Source organism: Caulobacter sp. FV2ye17ST (assembly GCF_058680955.1).
In genome coordinates this window covers 4,135,236-4,155,439 of the sequence record NZ_CM178727.1, presented here as the reverse complement: position 1 = coordinate 4,155,439, position 20,204 = coordinate 4,135,236, and the positions used below count along the sequence as shown (strand labels likewise).

At 67.3% G+C, this 20,204-nt stretch carries 16 protein-coding genes and 1 pseudogene; 12 read left to right on the top strand and 5 right to left on the bottom strand.

All coding sequences use genetic code 11. The features are described from left to right. Positions 1 to 41: 41 nt before the first annotated feature. On the bottom strand, positions 42 to 938 hold the full coding sequence (locus ACW17V_RS20035; RefSeq protein WP_492106775.1) for a hydrogen peroxide-inducible genes activator: 897 nt from the start codon (positions 936 to 938) through the stop codon (positions 42 to 44). Positions 939 to 1,062: 124 nt separating this feature from the next. Here ACW17V_RS20035 and ahpC point away from each other — a divergent pair, with 124 nt between their 5' ends. The 3 genes from ahpC to creS all read left to right on the top strand — a co-directional run bounded on the left by ahpC (position 1,063) and on the right by creS (position 4,987). After that, positions 1,063 to 1,626 (top strand): alkyl hydroperoxide reductase subunit C, encoded by a 564-nt coding sequence (gene ahpC / locus ACW17V_RS20030; protein WP_492106774.1) that lies wholly within the window; start codon positions 1,063 to 1,065, stop codon positions 1,624 to 1,626. 154 nt (positions 1,627 to 1,780) lie between these two features. Next, entirely contained in the window at positions 1,781 to 3,370 is a 1,590-nt protein-coding gene (gene ahpF / locus ACW17V_RS20025) for an alkyl hydroperoxide reductase subunit F (RefSeq protein WP_492106773.1), read from the top strand. A 240-nt stretch (positions 3,371 to 3,610) separates the two neighbouring features. Next, positions 3,611 to 4,987, top strand: coding sequence for a crescentin (gene creS / locus ACW17V_RS20020; protein ID WP_492106772.1), 1,377 nt, complete (start codon positions 3,611 to 3,613; stop codon positions 4,985 to 4,987). A gap of 76 nt (positions 4,988 to 5,063) precedes the next feature. Here creS and ACW17V_RS20015 read toward each other — a convergent pair whose 3' ends face one another. Continuing rightward, the gene (locus ACW17V_RS20015) at positions 5,064 to 5,591 is read right to left on the bottom strand and encodes an SRPBCC family protein (RefSeq protein WP_492106771.1); all 528 of its coding nucleotides are present in this window, start codon (positions 5,589 to 5,591) and stop codon (positions 5,064 to 5,066) included. Positions 5,592 to 5,848: 257 nt separating this feature from the next. Between ACW17V_RS20015 and ACW17V_RS20010 the strand changes: the two genes are divergently transcribed. Beyond that, entirely contained in the window at positions 5,849 to 7,069 is a 1,221-nt protein-coding gene (locus ACW17V_RS20010; protein ID WP_492106770.1) for an aminotransferase-like domain-containing protein, read from the top strand. Here ACW17V_RS20010 and ACW17V_RS20005 read toward each other — a convergent pair. Then, a complete protein-coding gene (locus ACW17V_RS20005) occupies positions 7,066 to 8,046 on the bottom strand; it encodes a TraB/GumN family protein (protein WP_492106769.1) in 981 nt (326 codons plus the stop codon). The genes ACW17V_RS20010 and ACW17V_RS20005 overlap by 4 nt on opposite strands. A gap of 154 nt (positions 8,047 to 8,200) precedes the next feature. Further along, positions 8,201 to 10,327, bottom strand: a complete 2,127-nt coding sequence (locus ACW17V_RS20000; RefSeq protein ID WP_492106768.1) for a M3 family metallopeptidase — start codon at positions 10,325 to 10,327, stop codon at positions 8,201 to 8,203. A gap of 136 nt (positions 10,328 to 10,463) precedes the next feature. Here ACW17V_RS20000 and ACW17V_RS19995 point away from each other — a divergent pair, with 136 nt between their 5' ends. The 4 genes from ACW17V_RS19995 (at position 10,464) to ACW17V_RS19980 (ending at position 14,679) form a co-directional block, all read left to right on the top strand. After that, positions 10,464 to 11,315 (top strand): glutamate racemase, encoded by an 852-nt coding sequence (locus ACW17V_RS19995; protein WP_492106767.1) that lies wholly within the window; start codon positions 10,464 to 10,466, stop codon positions 11,313 to 11,315. A gap of 106 nt (positions 11,316 to 11,421) precedes the next feature. Next, positions 11,422 to 11,832 (top strand): hypothetical protein, encoded by a 411-nt coding sequence (locus tag ACW17V_RS19990; protein WP_492106766.1) that lies wholly within the window; start codon positions 11,422 to 11,424, stop codon positions 11,830 to 11,832. A 125-nt stretch (positions 11,833 to 11,957) separates the two neighbouring features. Further along, entirely contained in the window at positions 11,958 to 14,378 is a 2,421-nt protein-coding gene (locus ACW17V_RS19985; RefSeq protein WP_492106765.1) for an FtsK/SpoIIIE family DNA translocase, read from the top strand. A 67-nt stretch (positions 14,379 to 14,445) separates the two neighbouring features. After that, positions 14,446 to 14,679 (top strand): hypothetical protein, encoded by a 234-nt coding sequence (locus tag ACW17V_RS19980; RefSeq protein WP_492106764.1) that lies wholly within the window; start codon positions 14,446 to 14,448, stop codon positions 14,677 to 14,679. Between the two features lie 9 nt (positions 14,680 to 14,688). Here ACW17V_RS19980 and ACW17V_RS19975 read toward each other — a convergent pair whose 3' ends face one another. After that, positions 14,689 to 15,285 (bottom strand): HAD-IA family hydrolase, encoded by a 597-nt coding sequence (locus tag ACW17V_RS19975; protein ID WP_492106763.1) that lies wholly within the window; start codon positions 15,283 to 15,285, stop codon positions 14,689 to 14,691. A gap of 838 nt (positions 15,286 to 16,123) precedes the next feature. On the opposite strand from ACW17V_RS19975, the gene ACW17V_RS19970 reads away from it, so the two are divergent. The 4 genes and pseudogenes from ACW17V_RS19970 to ACW17V_RS19955 form a co-directional block, all read left to right on the top strand. After that, positions 16,124 to 16,795 (top strand): outer-membrane lipoprotein carrier protein LolA, encoded by a 672-nt coding sequence (locus ACW17V_RS19970; protein ID WP_492106762.1) that lies wholly within the window; start codon positions 16,124 to 16,126, stop codon positions 16,793 to 16,795. Positions 16,796 to 17,063: 268 nt separating this feature from the next. Next, entirely contained in the window at positions 17,064 to 17,870 is an 807-nt protein-coding gene (locus ACW17V_RS19965; RefSeq protein ID WP_492106761.1) for an exodeoxyribonuclease III, read from the top strand. Positions 17,871 to 17,919: 49 nt separating this feature from the next. Continuing rightward, positions 17,920 to 19,821, top strand: a complete 1,902-nt coding sequence (locus ACW17V_RS19960) for a CocE/NonD family hydrolase (protein ID WP_492106760.1) — start codon at positions 17,920 to 17,922, stop codon at positions 19,819 to 19,821. Between the two features lie 191 nt (positions 19,822 to 20,012). Beyond that, positions 20,013 to 20,203, top strand: a pseudogene (locus ACW17V_RS19955) (exodeoxyribonuclease III); the annotation flags it as partial. Between the last annotated feature and the right edge of the window lies 1 nt (position 20,204).

The following is a 20,204-nucleotide window of genomic DNA, read 5'->3' as shown; positions in this document are numbered from 1 at the left end:
GAGCCTATTTAGATATATCTGATTATTTCGCTTTCGATCGCTCAGACAGCCTGCAGCGTTTCGGCCAGCAGGCGACCCTCGGCCGCGCGAGTGGAGCCCGCCCGCCAGGCCACCACGATCTCGCGGCTGGAATGGGCGTGGTCCAGCGGTCGCACGGTGACGGCGGCGTTGTCGGTCAGGCCCGCCTGCACCGCCATGGCCGGCAGGAACGAGATGCCCAGGCCCGAGCCGATCATCTGCACCAGGGTCGGCAGCGAGGTGGCGGCGAAGCTCTCCTCGTCGCCAAAACCCTTGGGGGCCTCCAGCCCACAGGCGGCCAGGGCGTGGTCGCGCAGGCAGTGGCCGTCTTCCAGCAGGATCAGGTCATCGCCGGCCAGGCTGTCGGGATCGACCCGGACCGAGGCGGTCATCGGGTGGTTGGCGGGCGCGGCGGCCAGCAGTTCGTCGTCCTCGACATGGGCCCAGTCCAGGCCGGACATGTCATAGGGCAGGGCGATCAGGGCCGCGTCCAGGGCGCCGGCCTTGAGGCTGGCGATCAGGCGCTGGGTCAGGTCCTCGCGCAGGAACAGCCGCAGCTTGGGAAAGCGGTCGCGCAGCAGGGGCAGGGCGCGCGGCAGCAGATAGGGAGCCACGGTCGGGATCACACCCAGCCGGAAGCGGCCCGCCAGCGGCAGGCCCGCGCCCCGCGCCGCCTGCACCAAGTCCTCGGTGCGGGTCAGGATGTCCTGGGCCCGGCGCACGGCCTCCTGGCCGGCGGCGGTGAGGATCACGCCCGAGCGCGCCCGGTCGACCACCGCCGCGCCCAAGATCTTTTCCAGTTCCTGGATGCCGGCCGACAGGGTCGGCTGGGTGACATGGGCGCTCTCGGCGGCGCGGCTGAACGAGCCGTGTTCGGAGAGGAGCTTGAGATATTGCAGCTGGCGCAGGGTGGGGAGCATGGATCCGATATAGGCCTATTGGCTCCATTCGCATAGAGCCAGCCTATCCACCGGAATGATTTAATCGATTGGACCTATCGTTTGACCCCGGGTACATAGGCTCCACCATTTACGGGAGCACTCCATGGCCTTGATCAACACCACCATCAAACCCTTCACCGCCCAGGCCTTCAAGGCCGGCAAGTTCATCGAGGTCAGCGACGCCGACCTGAAGGGCAAGTGGTCCGTCGTGTTCTTCTACCCCGCCGACTTCACCTTCGTCTGCCCGACCGAGCTGGAAGACCTGGCCGACAACTATCCCGAGCTGCAGAAGATGGGCGTGGAAGTCTATTCGGTCTCGACCGACACCCACTTCTCGCACAAGGCCTGGCACGACAGCTCGCCGGCCATCGGCAAGATCCAGTACACCATGATCGGCGACCCGTCGGGCCTGGTGACCAACAACTTCGAAGTCATGCGCGAAGGCGTTGGCCTGGCCGACCGCGGCACCTTCCTGGTCGACCCGCAAGGCGTGATCCAGTTCATGGAAATCACCGCCGAGGGCATCGGCCGTAACGCCACCGAGCTGCTGCGCAAGATCAAGGCCGCCCAGTACGTCGCCTCGCACCCGGGCGAAGTCTGCCCGGCCAAGTGGGAAGAAGGCGAGAAGACCCTCGCGCCTTCGCTCGACCTCGTCGGCAAGATCTAAAGCCTGAAGCCTACCTGCTGGCCCGCAAGGGTTGGTGATACGGCGCCGTCGTCCGCTGACCGTCTCCCCACGGAGCCGGCGGCGGCGCCACCTTCCCAAAATTTCGCGCGTTTCCTGAACACAGGACAATTGCGCCTCGCATTCGGAGCCCGCCATGTTGGACGAAGGTCTGAAGACCCAGCTGAAAGCCTATCTGCAGAACCTGCGCCAGCCGATCGAACTGGTCGCCTCGCTGGGCGACGACGCGGGCTCGAAGGAGATGCTGGCGCTGCTCGAGGACGTGGCCGGGACCTCTGACAAGGTCAGCCTGAACCTGGCCGGAAACGATGCGCGCAAGCCGTCGTTCGCCATCACCCGCGCGGCGGGCGACGCATCCGTCCGCTTCGCCGGCCTGCCGCTGGGCCACGAGTTCACCTCGCTGGTGCTGGCCCTGCTGCACGTGGGCGGCCATCCGCCCAAGGTCGACGCCGAGGTGCTGGACCAGGCCCGCGCCCTGGAGGGCCCGTTCCACTTCGAGACCTATTTCTCGCAGAGCTGCCAGAACTGCCCGGACGTGGTCCAGGCGCTCAACACCATGGCCGCCCTGAACCCCAACATCACCCACGTCGCCATCGACGGCGCGCTGTTCAAGGAAGAGGTCGAGCAGCGCCAGGTCATGGCCGTGCCGACCATCCTGCTGAACGGCCAGCCCTTCGGCCAGGGCCGCATGGACCTGGAACAGATCCTGGCCAAGCTGGACACCGGCGCCGTCGCCCGCGCGGCCGAGAAGATCAAGACCAAGGACGCCTTCGACGTTCTGGTGATCGGCGGCGGCCCCGCCGGCGCCGCAGCGGCCATCTATGCCGCCCGCAAGGGCATCCGCACCGGCGTGGCGGCCGAGCGCTTCGGCGGCCAGGTGCTGGACACCATGGCCATCGAGAACTTCATCTCGGTCTCGCACACCGAAGGCCCCCGGCTGGTCTCGGGCCTGGAACAGCACGTCAAGGACTACGACGTCGACATCATGAACCTGCAGAAGGCCGTCGGTCTGGTTCCGGCCAAGACCCCGGGCGGTCTGATCGAGATCAAGCTCGAAAACGGCGCCAGCCTGAAGTCGCGCAGCGTCATCCTGTCGACCGGCGCCCGCTGGCGGAACGTCAATGTGCCCGGCGAGACCGAGTACAAGAACCGGGGCGTGGCCTATTGCCCGCACTGCGACGGCCCCCTCTACAAGGGCAAGCGCGTGGCGGTGATCGGCGGCGGCAACAGCGGCGTCGAGGCGGCCATCGACCTCGCCGGCATCGTCGCCCACGTCACCCTGATCGAGTTCGACAGCCAGCTGCGGGCCGACGCGGTGCTGCAGCGCAAGCTGGCCAGCCTGCCCAATGTCGCCATCGTCACCTCGGCCATGACCACCGAGATCCATGGCGACGGCGCCAAGGTCAACGGCCTGACCTACAAGGACCGCAACAGCGACGTGACCCATCGCGTCGATCTGGAAGGCGTGTTCGTGCAGATCGGCCTGGTGCCCAACACCGAATGGCTGAAGGACAGCGGCGTCGCCCTCTCCAATCGCGGCGAGATCGAAGTGGATTATCGCGGCGAAACCTCGATCCCCGGCGTGTTCGGGGCGGGGGACGCCACCACCACGCCCTACAAGCAGATCATCATCGCCATGGGCGAGGGGTCCAAGGCCTCGCTGTCGGCCTTTGACTATCTTATCCGCCTGGATCCGGCCCAGCCGTCTGAGCAGGCGGCCGCCTAAAACGCCGTCTCCGGACGATCCCCGAGCCGTCGCGCCTGACCTTGCCGGTCGGCGCGGGGGCTTTCGCGTGGCGGGCGAACCGGTGCGCGAAGATCTCATGGGGGGTGCGACGCCAGCGCCCTCGACATTCGGCTTGACCTTCGACTATTTTGTTAACCTCTGGGCAAGGGATTCGGGGCTCGGCGGCGATCATGCCGTCGGCGCTCGCGGGGCCTTGGGTTGATCAAGGGGATGGGCGAGATGAGGCTTCTGTCGAAGAACACGCGTGACACGAAGACCGTCAAGCCGGCGATGCTGGTCGAAGACGTCGGCCGGCCGGAATTCTCCGAGCGCCTGATCGAATCCACCCAGGCGATCGGCGTCCGCTACGAAACCATCCATGGCGGTCTGGACAGCATCAGCCGCGTCGTCGAGCACCTGCGGGCCATCGAGCCCCTGCTGGCCGAGATCCGCCAGCCAGTCGCCGAAGAGTTCGAAGCCCGCCGCGCCGAGCACGCCGAACTGATCGCCCTGCGCACGAATTACGAACAGGCCCTGCGCCAGGTGGCCCTGGCCCAGACCGAGGAGCGCGAGCTCACCGCCAGGCTGGCCGCGACCCAGACCGCGCTGGGCGAATCCGACGCCCGCATCCAGGCCCAGGACTCCACCCTCGAGGACAACGCCCTTGAGATCGATCGCCTGCGCAACGGCCTGCTGCAGTCGGACCTCAAGGTCGGCAATCTCGACGCCTCGCTGCGCGACGCCACCGCCCGCATCGAACATCTGGTCCAGGACGTCGACACCCTGCGCACCCAGAGCCAGGACATCGACACCCGCCGCGGCGAGGCCGAGGCCTCGCTGGCCCGCGCCAACCAGGAAAACGCCCTCCTCGTCGAGGAAGTCGCCACCCTGAAGAAGCGCATTGACCAGGCCGGTATCGACATCGCCCGCCTGTCGCGCATCGAAACCGATCTGGAAGCCCAGATCGCCGCCGAACGCGCGCGCATCCAGGCCGCCGAAAACGCCTTGGCCGTGCACCAGGCCGACAGCGGCCGCACCATTCGTGGTCTGGAAAGCCAGGTCGAGGCCGGTCGCGCCGAGATCTCGGCCCTGCAGACCCGTCTGGAAACCGCCAGCGGCCGCGCCGACAAGCTGGAAGAAATGAACGGCCAGATCTCGCAGCGCCTGGCCGAGTCCAGCGCCCAGCAGCAGGCCGTCGAACGCCGCGCCGGCGATCTGAACGTCGCGCTGGAACGCGCCCTGGACCGCATCCGCTCGCTGGAAGACGAGGGCGAAGGCCTGCGTCAGCGTCACGCGGGCGTCGACACCGCCCGCGCCGCCGCCATCGAACGCGCCGACCAGCTGGCCAAGGCCGCCGTCGCCCACGACAAGACCCTGCAACGGGCCGAGGAGCGCGCCAACCAGCTGCGCGTCCGCCTGGAAGCCATGCAGGAAGCCCAGGACACCGCGCGTCGCCAGCACGAAGAAAAGCTCGGCGAACTGCAGGCCCAGATCGAACGCCTCACCTCCGAAGCCGCCCTGTCCGAAGGCGCCCTGGAAGCGGCCCGCCGCGACCGTTCGCGCCTGCAGATGGCCCTGCTGGGCGCCACCGAGGGCGATCTGGCCGAAGCCGGCTAAACCTTTCCCCCGACCCCAAAGTCCGGAAAAGGGCGGCCCTCGTGGCCGCCCTTTTTTGTTGCGGCGAGGTTTTACGTCAGCCGGGCTTGCCGGTTTCCACCTGGCGCTTCAGCCGCGCGACCTGCTGACCGATCACGCCATCAACCGGCGCGGCGATCGCGTTGAGACCGCCCTTCATGTAGCCGCCGACGTCATAGGTGACGGTCAGGGTGGTCTTGCCGTCCTTCTCCGCCAGGCCGAAGGTCATATGGCCGGCCGCGCCGCTGCTTTGCAGCGGGCCCAGGCCCCCGAACAGGGTCAGCTTCTGGCCCGGCGCGGCATAGACGGTGCTCATGTGCAGCACCGATCCGCCGCCCGGCAGGCGCTCGCAGAAACAACCGCCCGAAGCCGCCGCCAGCGACAGGTTCGCCGCCGAACCCGACCAGGTATGCGCCGGGTCCCACCAGGTGGCCGGCTGGACGAGCGAGGCCCAGACCCTGGCGGCCGGGGCGGCGATCTCGGCGACCTGCCGGACCTGAAAGCCGCCCGGCGTGGCGTCAGTGACCTCGGCGCGCGCCGCCGTGGCGGCCAGGGCCAGGGCGGCGACGGAAATCCAGAGCTTCATGCGGCTATCCCCTGATGACCCCGCCAGCGTTCCCGCCCTGCGAGGTCAACGTCAAGCTTCAGCGGTTCCCTTCGCGGAATGATCGCGCTAGGCTTGGCCCATGAACACGACCCAGAGCGGTCGTCGGGGCTTTGGGCTCCGTCGCTCGCAGGACCTTATCCGCTCCGTATGAAGCTCCTGACCTGATCGGGCGAGACGCCGCGCGTGCGGCTCATGGACGGCCAAGCCGTCAGCGAAATCTACGGAAATTCAACGACATGGCGACCACCACTCCCGACTGGGCCACGCGTTTCAGCGAGCGCATGACCCGCGTCCGCGCCAGCGAGATCCGCGAACTTCTGAAGCTGCTGGACCAGCCCGACATCCTGTCGTTCGCCGGCGGCATCCCCAATCCGGGCCTGTTTCCCACCGAGGCGATCCAGGCCGGCTATGACGCCATCCTGGCTGATCCGAAACTGGCGGCCCAGGCGCTGCAATATTCGGTCAGCGAGGGCTATCTGCCCCTGCGCGAATGGATCGCCGAACGCATGACCCGCGACGGCATGCCGTGCGGGCCCGACAACATCATGCTGACCGCCGGCTCGCAGCAGGCCCTGGACCTGCTGGGCAAGCTGTTCCTGACCCGAGGCGACACGGTGATGGTGGCCCGGCCCACCTATCTGGGCGCGCTGCAGGCCTTCAACGGCTATGAGCCGACCTATCTGGATCTGCCGGAAGGCGGCCTGGTCGACGGGCTGGACGCCGCGACGCGCGAACGGGCGACCGGATGCCTAGGCTATTTCGTCCCCGACTTCGCCAATCCCACCGGCCAGAGCCTGACCCTGGCCGAGCGCCAGACCCTGCTGGACCTGGCCGGCGATCTGGACATGACCCTGATCGAGGACGCCGCCTATCGCGAGCTGCGGTTCAGCGGCGAGGCGCTGCCGACCCTGCTGTCGCTCGACATCGCCCGCTCCGGCGGGATCGAAGCGGCGCGCACCCTGTTCTGCGGCACCTTCTCCAAGACCCTGTCGCCGGCCCTGCGCATTGGCTGGGTGTGCGCGCCGCGCGCGGTGATCGAGAAGCTGGTCCTGCTGAAACAGGGCGCTGACCTGCACGTCTCGACCATCAACCAGATGGTCGCCCACCGCGCCGTGGTCGAGGGCTATGACCAGCATCTGGGCATGCTGCGCGCGGCCTACGGGTCCAACGCCCGCACCATCCTGAGCGCGCTGGAACGCCACATGCCGGCCGGCGTCAGCTGGTCGCGGCCGCAGGGCGGCATGTTCGTCTGGGTCTGGCTGCCCGAAGGGATGGACGGCAAGGTCATGCTGGAACGGGCCCTGGCCGAAGAGCGCGTCGCCTTCGTGCCCGGCGAGCCGTTCTTCGCCGAGGTTCCGACGGCCAACGCCCTGCGGCTCAGCTATTCGCTGCCGACGGACGCCCAGATCGAGGACGGCGTGGCGCGGCTGGCGCGGCTGATTTCGCGGATGAGCTAATCCGGCGGCGAGGTCACCGTCGCCCCGCTCGCCTTCAGCCGGTCCAGCACCCCATTGGCCGGCAGCAGAAAGGCCAGATCGACCACCGCCACCGTGACGCCCGGCCGGTTCAACGCGCTCGACAACGCCGAAGCCGACTGGCCGATCTGCTGCTCCAGCAGTTTGGCTCCGCCGGGCGATCGCAACAGGCAGCGCTGGGCGGCGCTGGCCGAATAGCGGGCGCGGACACTGGCCAGATCGCCCCGCGCCCAGTCCGAGCCGATGGTGGTGGGCCGGCCGCCTTCATATTCCAGCTCGTCGAGGGCGTCGCGCAGGCAGGCCAGCTGGGCGTCCTTCGACAGCTTGCCGGCGGCGTTGACCACCGCGCTCATCCGGTACTGGCCCATCGGCTTGATCCGAACCTTGCGGGCCTTGGCCATGCGCTCGATCGTGCTGACCGGCTTGGCCTCGGACAGCCCGGCCGCCTGGCGAAAGTCCGACAGCAGCAGGAAGCCCGCGATGGCCGGGGTCCAGCTCTTGTACTCGCCGGGGCCCTTTTTCGCCCGGGTGCGGCCCGAGATGAAACGCGCTTTCAGGTCCAGCGGCAGCTCGTCCTCCAGCCTGTCACCCAGGCCCTGACGCAGGCCCGCACCGCCCTTCAGGATAAAACCGGCGATCTGGGCCGGACCGACCGAGGCCTTGGGCGGCGCCAGCAGGAGATCGGCCTGATCCAGCGCCCGTTCCAGGCGCGGGCTTTTCCAGGCCATTTGATGGGGCAGGGGGGCGGCCGCGCCGACAACATAGAGCTTGGCGCCGCCCTTCTCGACCAGCCAGATCGCCGGCCCGGGGGCGCGGGCCACCACCAGCAGTTCCTCGACCACCGCGCTGCCGGGACCGTCGGGGGCAGGGCCCAGGTCGACGGTCTGGGCGTGGGCGGTCGTCGTTAAGAGCAGGGCGGCGGTCGCAAGCGCGACGAAAGGCGGTTTTACGGACGTCATGTCGTCTCTTTAAACCTTGTCATCCCGGCCGCACCCCGGCGAAGGCCGGGGGAGAGCCGGGACCCAGGGCCAACGCGTTGCGGCTGCCCCTGGGTCCCGGATAGCCTCTGCGAGGCTTCCGGGATGACAAGCTTTTTGGAAGTGCGAGCGGCGCCTAGGCCCCCGGCGGAACCGGGAAGCCACGATCGCGCATCAGGGCGCCGATCTTCACGTCGCGGCCGCGGAAGGCCTTGAACTGATCCACCGGATCGACCGAATTGCCCTTCGACATGATCGTGGCGATCAGACGCTGACCGGTCGGCTTGTCGTAGAAGCCGCCGGGCGCCTCCTTGAAGGCCTCGGCGACGTCGGCGGTCAGGGTGTCGGCCCACAGATAGCTGTAATAGCCGGCCGAATAGCCGTCGCCCGAGAACACGTGACCGAACTGCGGCGTGCGGTGGCGCATGACGATCTCCTTGGGCATGCCCAGCTTCGTCAGCTCTTCGCGCTCGAACTTGTCCGGATCGATGTCGACGTCGCCGGCCAGGTGCAGCTTCATATCGATCAGGGCGCTGGCCAGATATTCGGTGGTGTCGAAGCCCTGGTTGAAGGTGCCCGCCGCCTTGATCTTGTCGACCAGGGCCTGGGGGATCGGCTCGCCGGTCTTGTAGTGGACGCAGAACTTGCTCAGCACCTGCGGGGTCGGCAGCCAGTGCTCATTCAGCTGGCTGGGGAACTCCACATAGTCGCGCGCCACGTTGGTGCCCGACACGGTCGGATAGGTGGCGTTGGCGTTGAGGCCGTGGATGGCGTGGCCAAATTCGTGGAACAGGGTGGTGGCGTCGTCCCACGAGATCAGCACCGGCTCGCCGGGCGCGCCCTTGATGAAGTTGGAGTTGTTGGACACGATCGTGGTGATCTCGCCCTTGAACCGCTCCTGGGTGCGATAGGCGTTCATCCAGGCGCCCGAGCGCTTGCCCTCGCGGGCATAGGGATCGAAGTACCACAGGCCCACATGCTTGCCGGCGCGGGTCACCTCATAGACGGTGATGTCTTCGTGATAGACGGGAAGGCCTTCGACCTTCTTGTACTGGAAGCCATAGACCTCGCCCGAGGCCCAGAACATCGCCTCGCGCAGCTTGTCCAGCTGCATGTACGGCTTCACCTCGTTCATATCGAGGTCGTACTTGGCCTTGCGGACCTTCTCGGCATAGTAGCGGTAGTCCCAGGGCTCGATCTTGAAGCCGCCGCCTTCCTGGTCGACGATGGCCTGCATGGCCGCCACGTCGATGGCCACCTGGGCGATGGCCGGCTTCCACACCGCCTCCATCAGGCCCATGGCGCTTTCCGGCGTCTTGGCCATGGCGTTTTCCAGGCGCCAGTGGGCGTGGGTCTTGTAGCCCAGCAGCTTGGCGCGCTCGACGCGCAGCTTCAGGATCTTGGCGATCAGGGCGTTGTTGTCGGTGGCGCCGCCGTTGTCGCCGCGATTGACGAAGGCCTTCCAGACCTTCTCGCGGGTGGCGCGCACCGGCGAATAGGTCAGGTAGGGGTCCACGCTGGAGCGGGTGTTGACGATGATGTGCTTGCCCGCCAGCTTGCGCTGGGCGGCGCTGGAGGCGGCGTTGGCCTTCAGCGACTCCGGCAGGCCGACCAGATCGGCGTCGGTCAGCTCGATATAGGTGTTCTCATCGGCCAGCAGGTTCTGGCTGAACTTGGTGAAATAGCCGGCCATCTCGGTGTTGATCGCCGCGACCCGGGCCTTGGCGGCCGGATCCAGCTTGGCGCCGGCGCGCACGAAGTTGGTGTAGTAGATCCACAGCACGCGCTGCTGCTCGGAGGTCAGCTTGGCCTTGTCCGGCGAATTGTAGACCGCCTCGATGCGTTTGAAGAGCGCGGCGTTCTGGGTGATCTTGTCGCCCAGGGCGGTCAGCTTGGTGTCGAGCTCTTCCTCGACGACCTGGAACTCGGGCGAGCTCAGATTGCCGCCCCAGATGCCGTAGTAGCAATAGAAGTCCGACAGGCCCCGGCCGCTGTCTTCCAGGGCGGCGATGGTGTTTTCAAAGGTCGGCGGCGCGGGGTTGGCGGCGATGGCGTCCACCTCGGCCAGGTTCTTGGCCATGGCCACCTCGGCGGCCGGCTTGAAGTCGGCGACCTTGACCTTGTCGAAGGCCGGCACGCCGCCATAGGGGCCCGTCCACTTGGCGAGCAGGGGATTGCTGTCGGCGGCCATGGCGAAACTCGGATTCAGGGTCGCGGCGACGCCGGTGGCGGCGGCTGATGCGAGGAAGGTGCGACGTTGCACGGATCATCTCCGGTGAAAGTGTTGGGCCGACCCTAGGACAGCCCCGGGCCTGCGTCACATGACAGGGCTGTAACCTTTAACTCGGGCCGTAAAGCGGCGCGTGGACGAACGGCGCGGCCGAGGTTAAACCACGCTCATGTCCATCGGCGTCTTTGACTCAGGGGTTGGCGGTCTTTCCGTCCACCGCGCTCTCGTGCAACGCCTCCCGCAGGCGGATTTCACCTATCTGGCCGATCAGGCCAACGCGCCCTATGGCGTGCGCACCGGCGAGGAGATCGTGGATCTCACCCGCGCCGGCTGCGAGCGGCTGTTCGACACCGGCGCCAGTCTGGTCGTCCTGGCCTGCAACACCGCCTCGGCCATCGCCCTGCGCCGCCTGCAGCAGACCTGGCTGCCGGGCTATCGCAAGCAGCTGGGCCGGCCGGTCAATGTGCTGGGCATCATCGTGCCGACCATCGAGGCCGCCACCGGCCTGCCCTGGGAGCACGAGGCCGAACGGCGCGGCGACAAGGTCGAGCAGCTGGACGTGCTGGGCGTGTTCTCCACCCCCGCCACGGCCCGCTCGCGCGTCTACGAGATCGAGATCGACAAGCGCAAACAGGACCTGGCGGTGTTTTCCCAGCCCTGCGGCGACCTTGTCCCGATGATCGAGGCCGACGCCGGCGCCGTCGAACTGGCCAAGGCCGTCGAGGCCCACGTCCAGGCCCTGAAGACCCGCATCGGCCGCCATCCGGACCGGGTGGTGCTGGGCTGCACCCACTACGAGATCATCGCCGACATCTTCCGCGCCGCCCTGCCGGCCGGCACGCCGCTGATCCAGCAGCCGGCCGCCACGGCCGACGCGCTGGAGCTCTATCTGCAGCGTCATCCCGAGCTGGATCCCGGAACCGGCGGGTCGCGAACCTTCCTGACCACCGGAACCCCGGGCCCGCAGAACGGCCTGGTCGAAGCGTTCTGGGGTGGCCCGCTGCGGCTTGAGGCGGCTTAGGGACCTTCGCGGCTGAACCTCGGACCGGCTGGGGTGTTCAGCCGGAATGAAAAATTTCGGACTTCTCCCCTCAGCCCTCATCGGCGCCGTCGCGAGCGCCCGCTCGATGACGCCCATGGCCACCCTGGCGACAGCGCGCCTGGCGGGCGGTCGCACGCCGGGTCGCCTGGTCTTGCTGGATCACCCGCTGTTCAAGTTCGGCGCCCTGGCGATGGGCGTGGGCGAGCTGTTCGGCGACAAGATGAAGTCTGCGCCTGACCGCACGGTCTTTCTGGGCTTGCTGGCCCGTGTGATGAGCGCCGGCATCGCGGGCGCGGCGCTGGCGCCGCGCGGCCGGGAAAAGGCCGGGGCCGCGATCGCGGTCGCCACGGCCGTGCCCCTGGCCTACCTGACCCTGGCCGGTCGCAAGCGCGCCATGGCCGAGATCGGGCAGACGCGAAGCGGCCTGATCGAGGACGGCCTGGTGGTGTTTGCCAGCGTCTGCGTGGTGGCCCTCGCCATGGGTGACCGCCGATAGGCGATCGATCGCCACCGCGACATTCTGAATCCGCCACAAACGAACGCCGTAAACGCCCCTTAACCCTCTTCAGGCACAACATCGCGGTTCGATAGTCTCGGACCTGCGTGTTTTCGGAGAGTTTCATGGCGCGAGCGGCGCGGCGTACGGCGGTGGAGCTGTTGTGGGATGCCATCCGCTACGGCTGGGCCCAGCCCTGGTCGGCGCGGTTCCGCGGCGGTCTGGTCACCGTCGTGGGCGCCGGCCTGCTGCTGGCGGTCGCCACCTATAACGCCGCCGATCCCAGCCTGAACGCCGCCACCGGCCAAAGCCCGACCAACGCCCTGGGCGGAGCCGGCGCCGCCGTCGCCGACATCATGATGCAGTCGCTGGGCCTGTCGGGCTGGGGCGCGGCCCTGCTGATGCTGGTGTTCGGCGTCACCCGCGTGTCGCAGGCCGATCCCGCCGCCGAGCGGCGCGATCTGCGCCTGCGCGCCGGGGTCGGAACCCTGGGCCTGCTGGCCCTGGCCGGCCTGCTGTCGGCCCCGCGTCCGCCGGCCGCCTGGCCGCTGGAAAAGGGCCTGGGCGGCTTCTGGGGCGACGGCCTGCTGCACCTGATCGCCGGCATTTTCAATTTCGCCCGCGTTCCCGGCGCCACCCTGATCGCCGCCATCCTGCTGGCCATCGGCGCCGCCATCGCGCTGGGCTACGCCATCGGCTTCCGCCGTTTTGATCCCGAGGCCATCGCCCACGCCGTCGGCGGCGCCCTGCAGCCGCGCGAACGGGCCGAGCCCGAACCCGTCGCCGCGCCGCCGCCCAAGCGGGCTCGCAAGGCCGCAGCCGAGACCCCGATCCCGCCGCGCCGTCCGGCCCGTCCGGAAGTCGAACCGCCCGAGCAGGCTTACACGCCGCCTGCGCCGCCGGTCATCGCCGACGAAGACGACGACTTCCCGGACTCCGCGCACAACCGTCCGCTGGCCATCGCCAAGCCCAAGACCCTGCCCAAGGACAGCGGCCGCGAGCAGCGCGAGCAGCAGAAGGCGTTCAATTTCACCGACGATGGCGGCTTCCAGCTGCCGGAGCTGGCCATGCTGGCCAAGGCCAAGCCGCGCTCGTCCGACGTCGACGCCGCCGCCCTGCGCCAGAACGCCCGCCTGCTGGAAAGCGTGCTGGCCGAGTTCGGCGTCAAGGGCCAGATCGACCAGATCCGCCCCGGCCCCGTGGTCACCATGTACGAGCTGGTGCCGGCTCCGGGCGTCAAGACCGCCCGCGTCGTGGCCCTGGCCGACGACATCGCCCGCTCGATGAGCGTGATCTCGTGCCGCGTGGCCGTGGCCCAGGGCCGCAACGCCATCGGCATCGAGATGCCCAACTCCAAGCGCGAGACCGTCTATCTGCGCGACCTGCTGTCCAGCAACGACTACGACAAGTCGACCTCGATCCTGCCCATGGCCCTGGGCGAGACCATCGGCGGCGAGCCCTATATCGCCGACCTGGCCAAGATGCCCCACCTGCTGATCGCCGGCACCACCGGCTCGGGCAAGTCGGTCGGGGTCAACGCGATCATCCTGTCGATCCTCTACAAGCTTCCGCCCGAGAAGTGCCGCTTCATCATGATCGACCCCAAGATGCTGGAACTCAGCGTCTATGACGGCATCCCGCACCTGCTGGCGCCGGTCGTGACCGATCCCAAGAAGGCCATCGTCGCCCTGAAATGGACCGTGCGCGAAATGGAGGACCGCTATCGGCGGATGTCCAAGATCGGCGTGCGCAACATCGGCGGCTATAACGAGAAGGCCAACGAGGCCCTCGACAAGGGCGAGCACTTCGAGCGCACCGTGCAGACGGGCTTCGACGACGCCGGTCGCCCGATCTACGAGACCGAGCAGATCCGCCCCGAGGCCATGCCCTATCTGGTGGTGGTCATCGACGAGGTCGCCGACCTGATGATGGTGGCCGGCAAGGACATCGAAGGCGCCGTCCAGCGCCTGGCCCAGATGGCCCGCGCCGCCGGCATCCACCTGATCATGGCCACCCAGCGCCCGTCGGTCGACGTGATCACCGGCACCATCAAGGCCAACTTCCCCACCCGGATCAGCTTCCAGGTGACCAGCAAGATCGACGCCCGCACCATCCTGGGCGAGCAGGGCGCCGAGCAACTGCTGGGCCAGGGCGACATGCTCTACATGGCCGGCGGCGGGCGGGTCACCCGCCTGCACGGCCCGTTCGTCAGCGACGGCGAGGTCGAGGCCGTGGCCAAGTTCCTGCGCGACCAGGGCACGCCCAACTATCTGGAAGAAGTCACCGCCGGCGGCGACGAGGAACAGGAAGAGGCCATCGAGGGCGCCTTCGGCGGCGAGGGCGGGGCCAACGATCTCTACGATCACGCCGTGGCCGTGGTCACCCGCGACCGCAAGGCCTCGACCAGCTACATCCAGCGCCGCCTGCAGATCGGCTACAACCGGGCCGCATCCTTAATGGAGCGGATGGAGAAGGAAGGCGTGGTCGGCGCGGCCAACCACGCGGGCAAGCGCGAGATCCTGGCCCCGCCGCCGCCGGGCCTCTAGCCACGGATCGTTATGGCTCCGCTTGCGTTTGACAGCTTCTGATCAAGCCTCAAGCGGAGTTTCGACCATGATCCCCCTGCGCACGCCGTTCCTCGCCCTGACCCTGACGATCACGATGGCGGGCCTGGGCGCCTGCGACCGCGACGCCGGCCGCAAGCAGGAGACGGTCGGCAAGATCGAGTCCGGCGTCGGCACGGTGATCGGCGACAAGGACCTGAAGAAGCAGGGCAAGACGGATCAGGTCGTCGGCAATGTGAAGCAGGGCGAGCTGAAGGACGCGGTCAAGGACGCGAAGAAGTAGGCGCGACGCTCAAACGAGCCCGAGTGTTCCGAGCGTGGACGTCAGCTCGCCAAAGCCCTTGGTGAGGTGCGCCTCCATGCCCGCCTTTCGCGCCGCCTCAACATTGCTCGGCGAGTCATCGAAAAAGCAAATCGCGCCCGGCTCGACATCCAGTTCGGAGATCACGAAGTCGAAGACGTCGGGGTCAGGCTTTACCAGACCACAGATGTGGGACGAAAAGGCGCGATCCGCGTACCCGAGGATTGTCGAAAATCCAGCCCAGTGCAGGGCGTTGGAATTGCTGAGATAGACGACCTGATGCCTGCGCCGCAGCGCGGTCAGAAGGTCGGCGGCGCCGGGATAGAAGCCCTTGGGCCACGCGGCCACCCGCTGCAGGAAGGCGTCGGGCGTTAGCGTCAGGTTCCACTCGCTCACGAACCGTGCGGAGAACGTCACGGCGTCAATCTGACCCCTCTCGAACTGCCGCACCGCCGGAGAGCTGAGCCAGAGGTCGTGCAGGTCGTTCCTGGGGAGATGATCGGGAACAAGGCTTGGCAGGTCGTCGAGATGGGTGTTCTCGACCAGAACGCCGCCAAGATCGAACAGCAGGGTTGCGAAGCGGGGCATGTCGATCCTCCGGGACGCGTTGCCGTCCCCTGGGACGGAGCCATCCTTACATCTCACGGCGAGACGATCGCAGGGCGGATCAGGTCACTCAAGGCCGACGCTTCGCGTCGCCGCGAAGCGGCCGGTCGCAGACCGGGCCTTGACTGACCTGATCCGCCCTGCACGCTGCAGCCTCCAAGAGATTTAAGGATCGCACCGACCGCGAGGGTCGGCTTGGAAACCGTTGCGGATATCGATCCGGCCAGTCACAGTCAGCGCGAGCTTCTCGAGATCCAATCGGTATGCGTGCGCGCCGTATTCTACTGGCTGTGGGTTGGATTGCAGCCTCGCCTTTGATCGTGGCTACCGCCTTACTGCCTCTCATTGCAGTAGCGGTGATCGTGCTTGAAATTTGGGTTGGATCCAGCACCACCGTTTTCGAACGATCTCAATCGCCAAACGGGCGCTATGAGGCGCGCATCGAGTTTAGCGACTGTGGCGCAGCCTGTTCATTTAGCCGGGACGTAGTTGTTCGGCGTATCGGCGTTCCCTTCTCGGAGTGCACCGCCTTCACCGTCCACGGTGAGTGGCCCCTATCCCTCCGGTGGCGGGACAACACTCACCTGGTGATTGGCGATCCGGCTCCTTCGACTGAGCGTAGATCCCAATCTGAAAGTTGCGGACCTATAGATATCAAGGTCGAACCCAAGCGCTGAAGGCTGGCAACCCACAGCCCAGCTTCCGCGTTCCCCACAGCCCCAACCTGAACGGCCCTTCATCCCACCGCCGTCAAATGGCCTCGGAGCGGTCTTTCGCTCGTCACCGCGTCAGGGCAAAGGTTCACGTTCAAGGAGACCGCATGACCGACACCCCGACCACCCGCCGCGCCCTGATCGCCGCCGCCGGCGCCGGCCTGGCCGCCGCCACGTTCGGCGCGCCGGTGTTCGCCCAGTCCGGCGCCCCCAAGGCCGCCGTCCTGACCGCCGAGCAGAAGGCGCTGGTCGACAAGGCCACCGGCTACATCCAGGGGCTGGGCTCGGCCAAGGGCCGCTTCATCCAGACCGACCAGCGCGGCACGGTCACGCAGGGCGCGCTCTATCTGCAGCGCCCCGGCAAGGCGCGGTTCGCCTATGAGGGCCCGTCCGGCCTGCTGGTCGTCAGCAACGGCAATAACGTCAACATCTTCGACAGCCGCCTGAAGACCTTCGAGAGCTATCCGCTGAGCCGCACGCCGCTGGCCCTGCTGCTGGCCCGCGAGGTCCGGCTGGATCGCGGCGTGGTGATCACCGACGTCCGCCGGCTGGCCGACGGCTTCACCATCGTGGCGCAGGACGCCAAGCGTCAGACCCTGGGCCGTATCAGCCTGGACTTCAGCGACGGCCCGGTCTCTCTGATCGGCTGGACGGTCAGCGACGTGAAGGGCGGTCAGATCCGCGTGCGCCTGGTCGATTTCGAAAAGACCGGCGACCTGGATCCCAAGCTGTTCGTGCTCACCGACCCCCGTCCGCGACGCGCCGGCGCCAAGTCCTGAATGTGACATTCACACAACAGGCAAGAATCAACAGCTTTGCCCCTTGACTATTAATTCAGCAGTGGCATATTTAACACGCATGGCGATGAGGGCCCGACCCCCTCCTCGCAAACCGTGCCGGATCCTATCCCCTCCCGGCGGCGGCATGAGAGACCCGACTTTCGCCCAGGCGCTTCAGGTGCCTGGGCGTTTTTCGTTTTTGGCCAGCGGGCGCTGGCCGGGGGCGTTTTTCGTTTCCGGCGCTCCTCAAACGCTCTAGAGCGAAATCATGCGCCTCCGTCTCGCCACCTGGAACGTCAACTCCGTCCGCCTGCGCGCCGAGCAGGTCGCCCGCTTCGTCGACGAGCAGGCGCCCGATGTTCTGTGCCTGCAGGAGATCAAGTGCCAGGAGGGCGAGTTTCCGCGCGAGGCCTTCGAGGCCGCCGGCCTGCCGCACCTGAAGATCGCCGGGCAAAAGGGCTGGCACGGCGTGGCCATCGCCTCGCGCCTGCCGTTCGAGGACGTGCCCACCCTGATGAACTGCCGCGAGGGCCACGCCCGCTGCGTGGCGGTCAAGGTGGCCGGGGTCGACATCCAGAACTTCTACATCCCGGCCGGCGGCGACACCCCCGACCGGATCGGCAATCCCAAGTTCGACCACAAGCTGGACTTCTACGAGACCCTGACCGCCGCCCTGAAGAAGCGTGATCCCAGGGATCCGCTGATCGTCACCGGCGACCTCAATATCGCGCCGGGCGAGAACGACGTCTGGAGCCATCGTCAGATGCTGAAGGTGGTCAGCCACACGCCGGCCGAGCTCGAGGCCTTCGATGCGATGATCAAGTCGATGAACCTGCTGGACCTGCCGCGCCTAGCGACGCCCGAACCGGAAAAGCTGTTTTCGTGGTGGAGCTATCGCGCCGCCGACTTCCGCAAGTCCAATCGCGGCCTGCGCCTGGACCACATCCTGGCCAGCCCCGGCCTGCGCGACGCGGCCTTTGTGGACGGCAAGGTGTCGTCCAGAGTGCATGACACCGTCCGCGAATGGGAACGGCCCAGCGACCACGCGCCGGTGACGGCGGATCTGAAGCTTTAAAGGGCGGCCTTCAGGGTCGTCACGACGCGTTCGACTGAAAGGGAATAGCATGCGGTTTTCGGCGACATTCTGCGCGGCCCTCGTTCTGGCGGCGGCGTCATCGCCCGGCTGGGCCCAGGACTATTCCCAGTATTCCGACGCCGCGGTCGAGCGCGAGCTGGCCGAAAAGGTCGATGTCGAGATGTTCTCGATGGTGCCCATGCGCGACGGCGTTCGCCTGGCCACCAATGTCTATCGCCCCAAGGGCGTGTCGGGTCCGTTGCCCACCATCCTGGTCAAGACCCCCTATAATGAGCTGAGCTACAAGGCCGGCAGCAGTCGGGCGGCCCTGGACGCGGTCAAGCACGGCTATGCGCTGGTGCTGCAGAACGAGCGCGGCCGGTTCTATTCCGAGGGCGACTGGGAAATCCTGGGTCGGCCCCAGACCGACGGCTACGACACCCTGAGCTGGATCGCCAAACAGGCCTGGTCCAACGGCAAGGTCGGCACGCGCGGTTGCTCGTCATCGGCCGAATGGCAGCTGGCCCTGGCCGGCCAGAACCATCCGGCCCACGCCGCGATGGTGCCGATGGCCTCGGGCGCCGGCATCGGCAAGGTCGGAGAGTTCCAGGAGCAGGGCAACTGGTACACCGGCGGCGTGCCACGCAGCCTGTTCTTCGTCTGGCTGTACGGCGTCGACAATCCGCTGCGTCCCCAGCCCCCCAAGGGCCTGGACTCCAAGATGATCGCCCGCATCGCCAAGTACAACGATCTGGCCCCCACCAAGCCGCCCGTGAACTGGCCGTCGCAGATCAAGCATCTGCCCGTCGACGGAATCCTGAAGGACCTGGGCGAACCGGCTGGCACGTTCGAGCAGCTGATCGGCCACGACGGCCCGGCCGACCCGGCCTGGCGCAAGGGCGGCCTCTATCACGACGACAAGGGCTGGGGCGTCCCGGCGCTGTGGTTCAACTCGTGGTACGACGTCTCGATCGGCCCGAACATGGCCCTGTTCAACCACGCCCGGACGGTGAATTCGGACAAGGAAGCCAGCGCCAACCAGTTCGTGGTGGTCACCCCCACCAACCACTGCGCCTACAGCGCCAAGGTGCTGACCGGACCCTACAAGTCGGGCGACCGGGCCCTGGGCGAGATCAATTTCGACGCCGACAAGGAGGTCTATGCCTTCTTCGATCGCTGGCTGAAGGGCGACACGGCGGCCTTCCCGTCGACCACGCCGCCGGTCCGCTACTACGCGATGGGCGCCAACAGCTGGAAGCAGTCGGCCCAGTGGCCGCCGGAAAACAGCGCCCCGATGCGCCTGTATCTTCGCTCGAAGGGACGCGCCAACGGTCTGAACGGCGACGGCCAGCTCAGCGCGACGCCGCCCAGCGGGGCCGAACAGCCCGATCGCTATGTCTATGATCCCGCCAACCCCGTTCAGACGATCGGCGGCGGCGACTGCTGCAACGGCGGCCTGGTCACCGCCGGCGCCTTCGACCAACGCGTCATCGAGGCCCGCGACGACGTGCTCGTCTATACCAGCGAGCCGCTGACCGACGCGATGGAGGTGACGGGCTTTGTCCGCGCCGTACTGAAAGTGTCCTCGGACGCCAGGGACACCGATTTCGCGGTCAAGCTGGTCGATGTGGCGCCGGACGGCGCGGCCTATATCCTGGGCGACACCATCATGCGCGCCCGCTATCGCGACGGCTACGAGACGCCGAAGATGATGACCCCGGGCGCGGTGCACTCGGTAAAGCCCACGCCGATCACCACCAGCAACACCTTCCTTCCCGGCCATCGCATCCGCGTCGAGATCACCTCGTCCAACTTCCCCAAGTTCACCCGCAACCTGAACACCGGCGGTGACAACGAAAGCGACACCGCCTTCGTCGTGGCCCGCAACGCCATCCACCACGCGCCCGGCGAGGAATCCTATATCGAGCTGCCGATCGTGAAGTCGAGATAAGCCGCCCCGCCTCCCGTTCCGGCGAAATCCGGAACGGGAGGCTCGGAGGGTTGGCCGCCGCCCCTCCGCCGCGCGCAACAACCCGGCCACCACAAGGGTCATGCGCGAACAGGATTCCGGCGAAAGATCCAGATTGAGCTACGCCTTGCTCGCGATGGCAGCCAGAAAGGCCTGAACGATGGGCCGGCAGCGGCGACACGCCCGACCGGATCGGCAATCCCAAGCTCGACTACAAGCTGGCCTTCTACGAGACCCTGACCACCGCCCTGAAACACGGGACGCGACGGATCCGTCGATCGTCACCGGCGACCTCAAGATCGCGCCGGGCGAGAACGACGTCTGGAGCCACCGCCATATGTTGAAGGTAGTCAGCCACGCGCCAG

Bases quoted from the DNA above. Each gene is read 5' to 3' on its own strand.
- ACW17V_RS20035 (WP_492106775.1), bottom strand. From the start codon at position 938: ATGCTCCCCACCCTGCGCCAGCTGCAATATCTCAAGCTCCTCTCCGAA.
- ahpC (WP_492106774.1), top strand. From the start codon at position 1,063: ATGGCCTTGATCAACACCACCATCAAACCCTTCACCGCCCAGGCCTTC.
- ahpF (WP_492106773.1), top strand. From the start codon at position 1,781: ATGTTGGACGAAGGTCTGAAGACCCAGCTGAAAGCCTATCTGCAGAAC.
- creS (WP_492106772.1), top strand. From the start codon at position 3,611: ATGAGGCTTCTGTCGAAGAACACGCGTGACACGAAGACCGTCAAGCCG.
- ACW17V_RS20015 (WP_492106771.1), bottom strand. From the start codon at position 5,591: ATGAAGCTCTGGATTTCCGTCGCCGCCCTGGCCCTGGCCGCCACGGCG.
- ACW17V_RS20010 (WP_492106770.1), top strand. From the start codon at position 5,849: ATGGCGACCACCACTCCCGACTGGGCCACGCGTTTCAGCGAGCGCATG.
- ACW17V_RS20005 (WP_492106769.1), bottom strand. From the start codon at position 8,046: ATGACGTCCGTAAAACCGCCTTTCGTCGCGCTTGCGACCGCCGCCCTG.
- ACW17V_RS19995 (WP_492106767.1), top strand. From the start codon at position 10,464: ATGTCCATCGGCGTCTTTGACTCAGGGGTTGGCGGTCTTTCCGTCCAC.
- ACW17V_RS19990 (WP_492106766.1), top strand. From the start codon at position 11,422: ATGACGCCCATGGCCACCCTGGCGACAGCGCGCCTGGCGGGCGGTCGC.
- ACW17V_RS19985 (WP_492106765.1), top strand. From the start codon at position 11,958: ATGGCGCGAGCGGCGCGGCGTACGGCGGTGGAGCTGTTGTGGGATGCC.
- ACW17V_RS19980 (WP_492106764.1), top strand. From the start codon at position 14,446: ATGATCCCCCTGCGCACGCCGTTCCTCGCCCTGACCCTGACGATCACG.
- ACW17V_RS19975 (WP_492106763.1), bottom strand. From the start codon at position 15,285: ATGCCCCGCTTCGCAACCCTGCTGTTCGATCTTGGCGGCGTTCTGGTC.
- ACW17V_RS19970 (WP_492106762.1), top strand. From the start codon at position 16,124: ATGACCGACACCCCGACCACCCGCCGCGCCCTGATCGCCGCCGCCGGC.
- ACW17V_RS19965 (WP_492106761.1), top strand. From the start codon at position 17,064: ATGCGCCTCCGTCTCGCCACCTGGAACGTCAACTCCGTCCGCCTGCGC.
- ACW17V_RS19960 (WP_492106760.1), top strand. From the start codon at position 17,920: ATGCGGTTTTCGGCGACATTCTGCGCGGCCCTCGTTCTGGCGGCGGCG.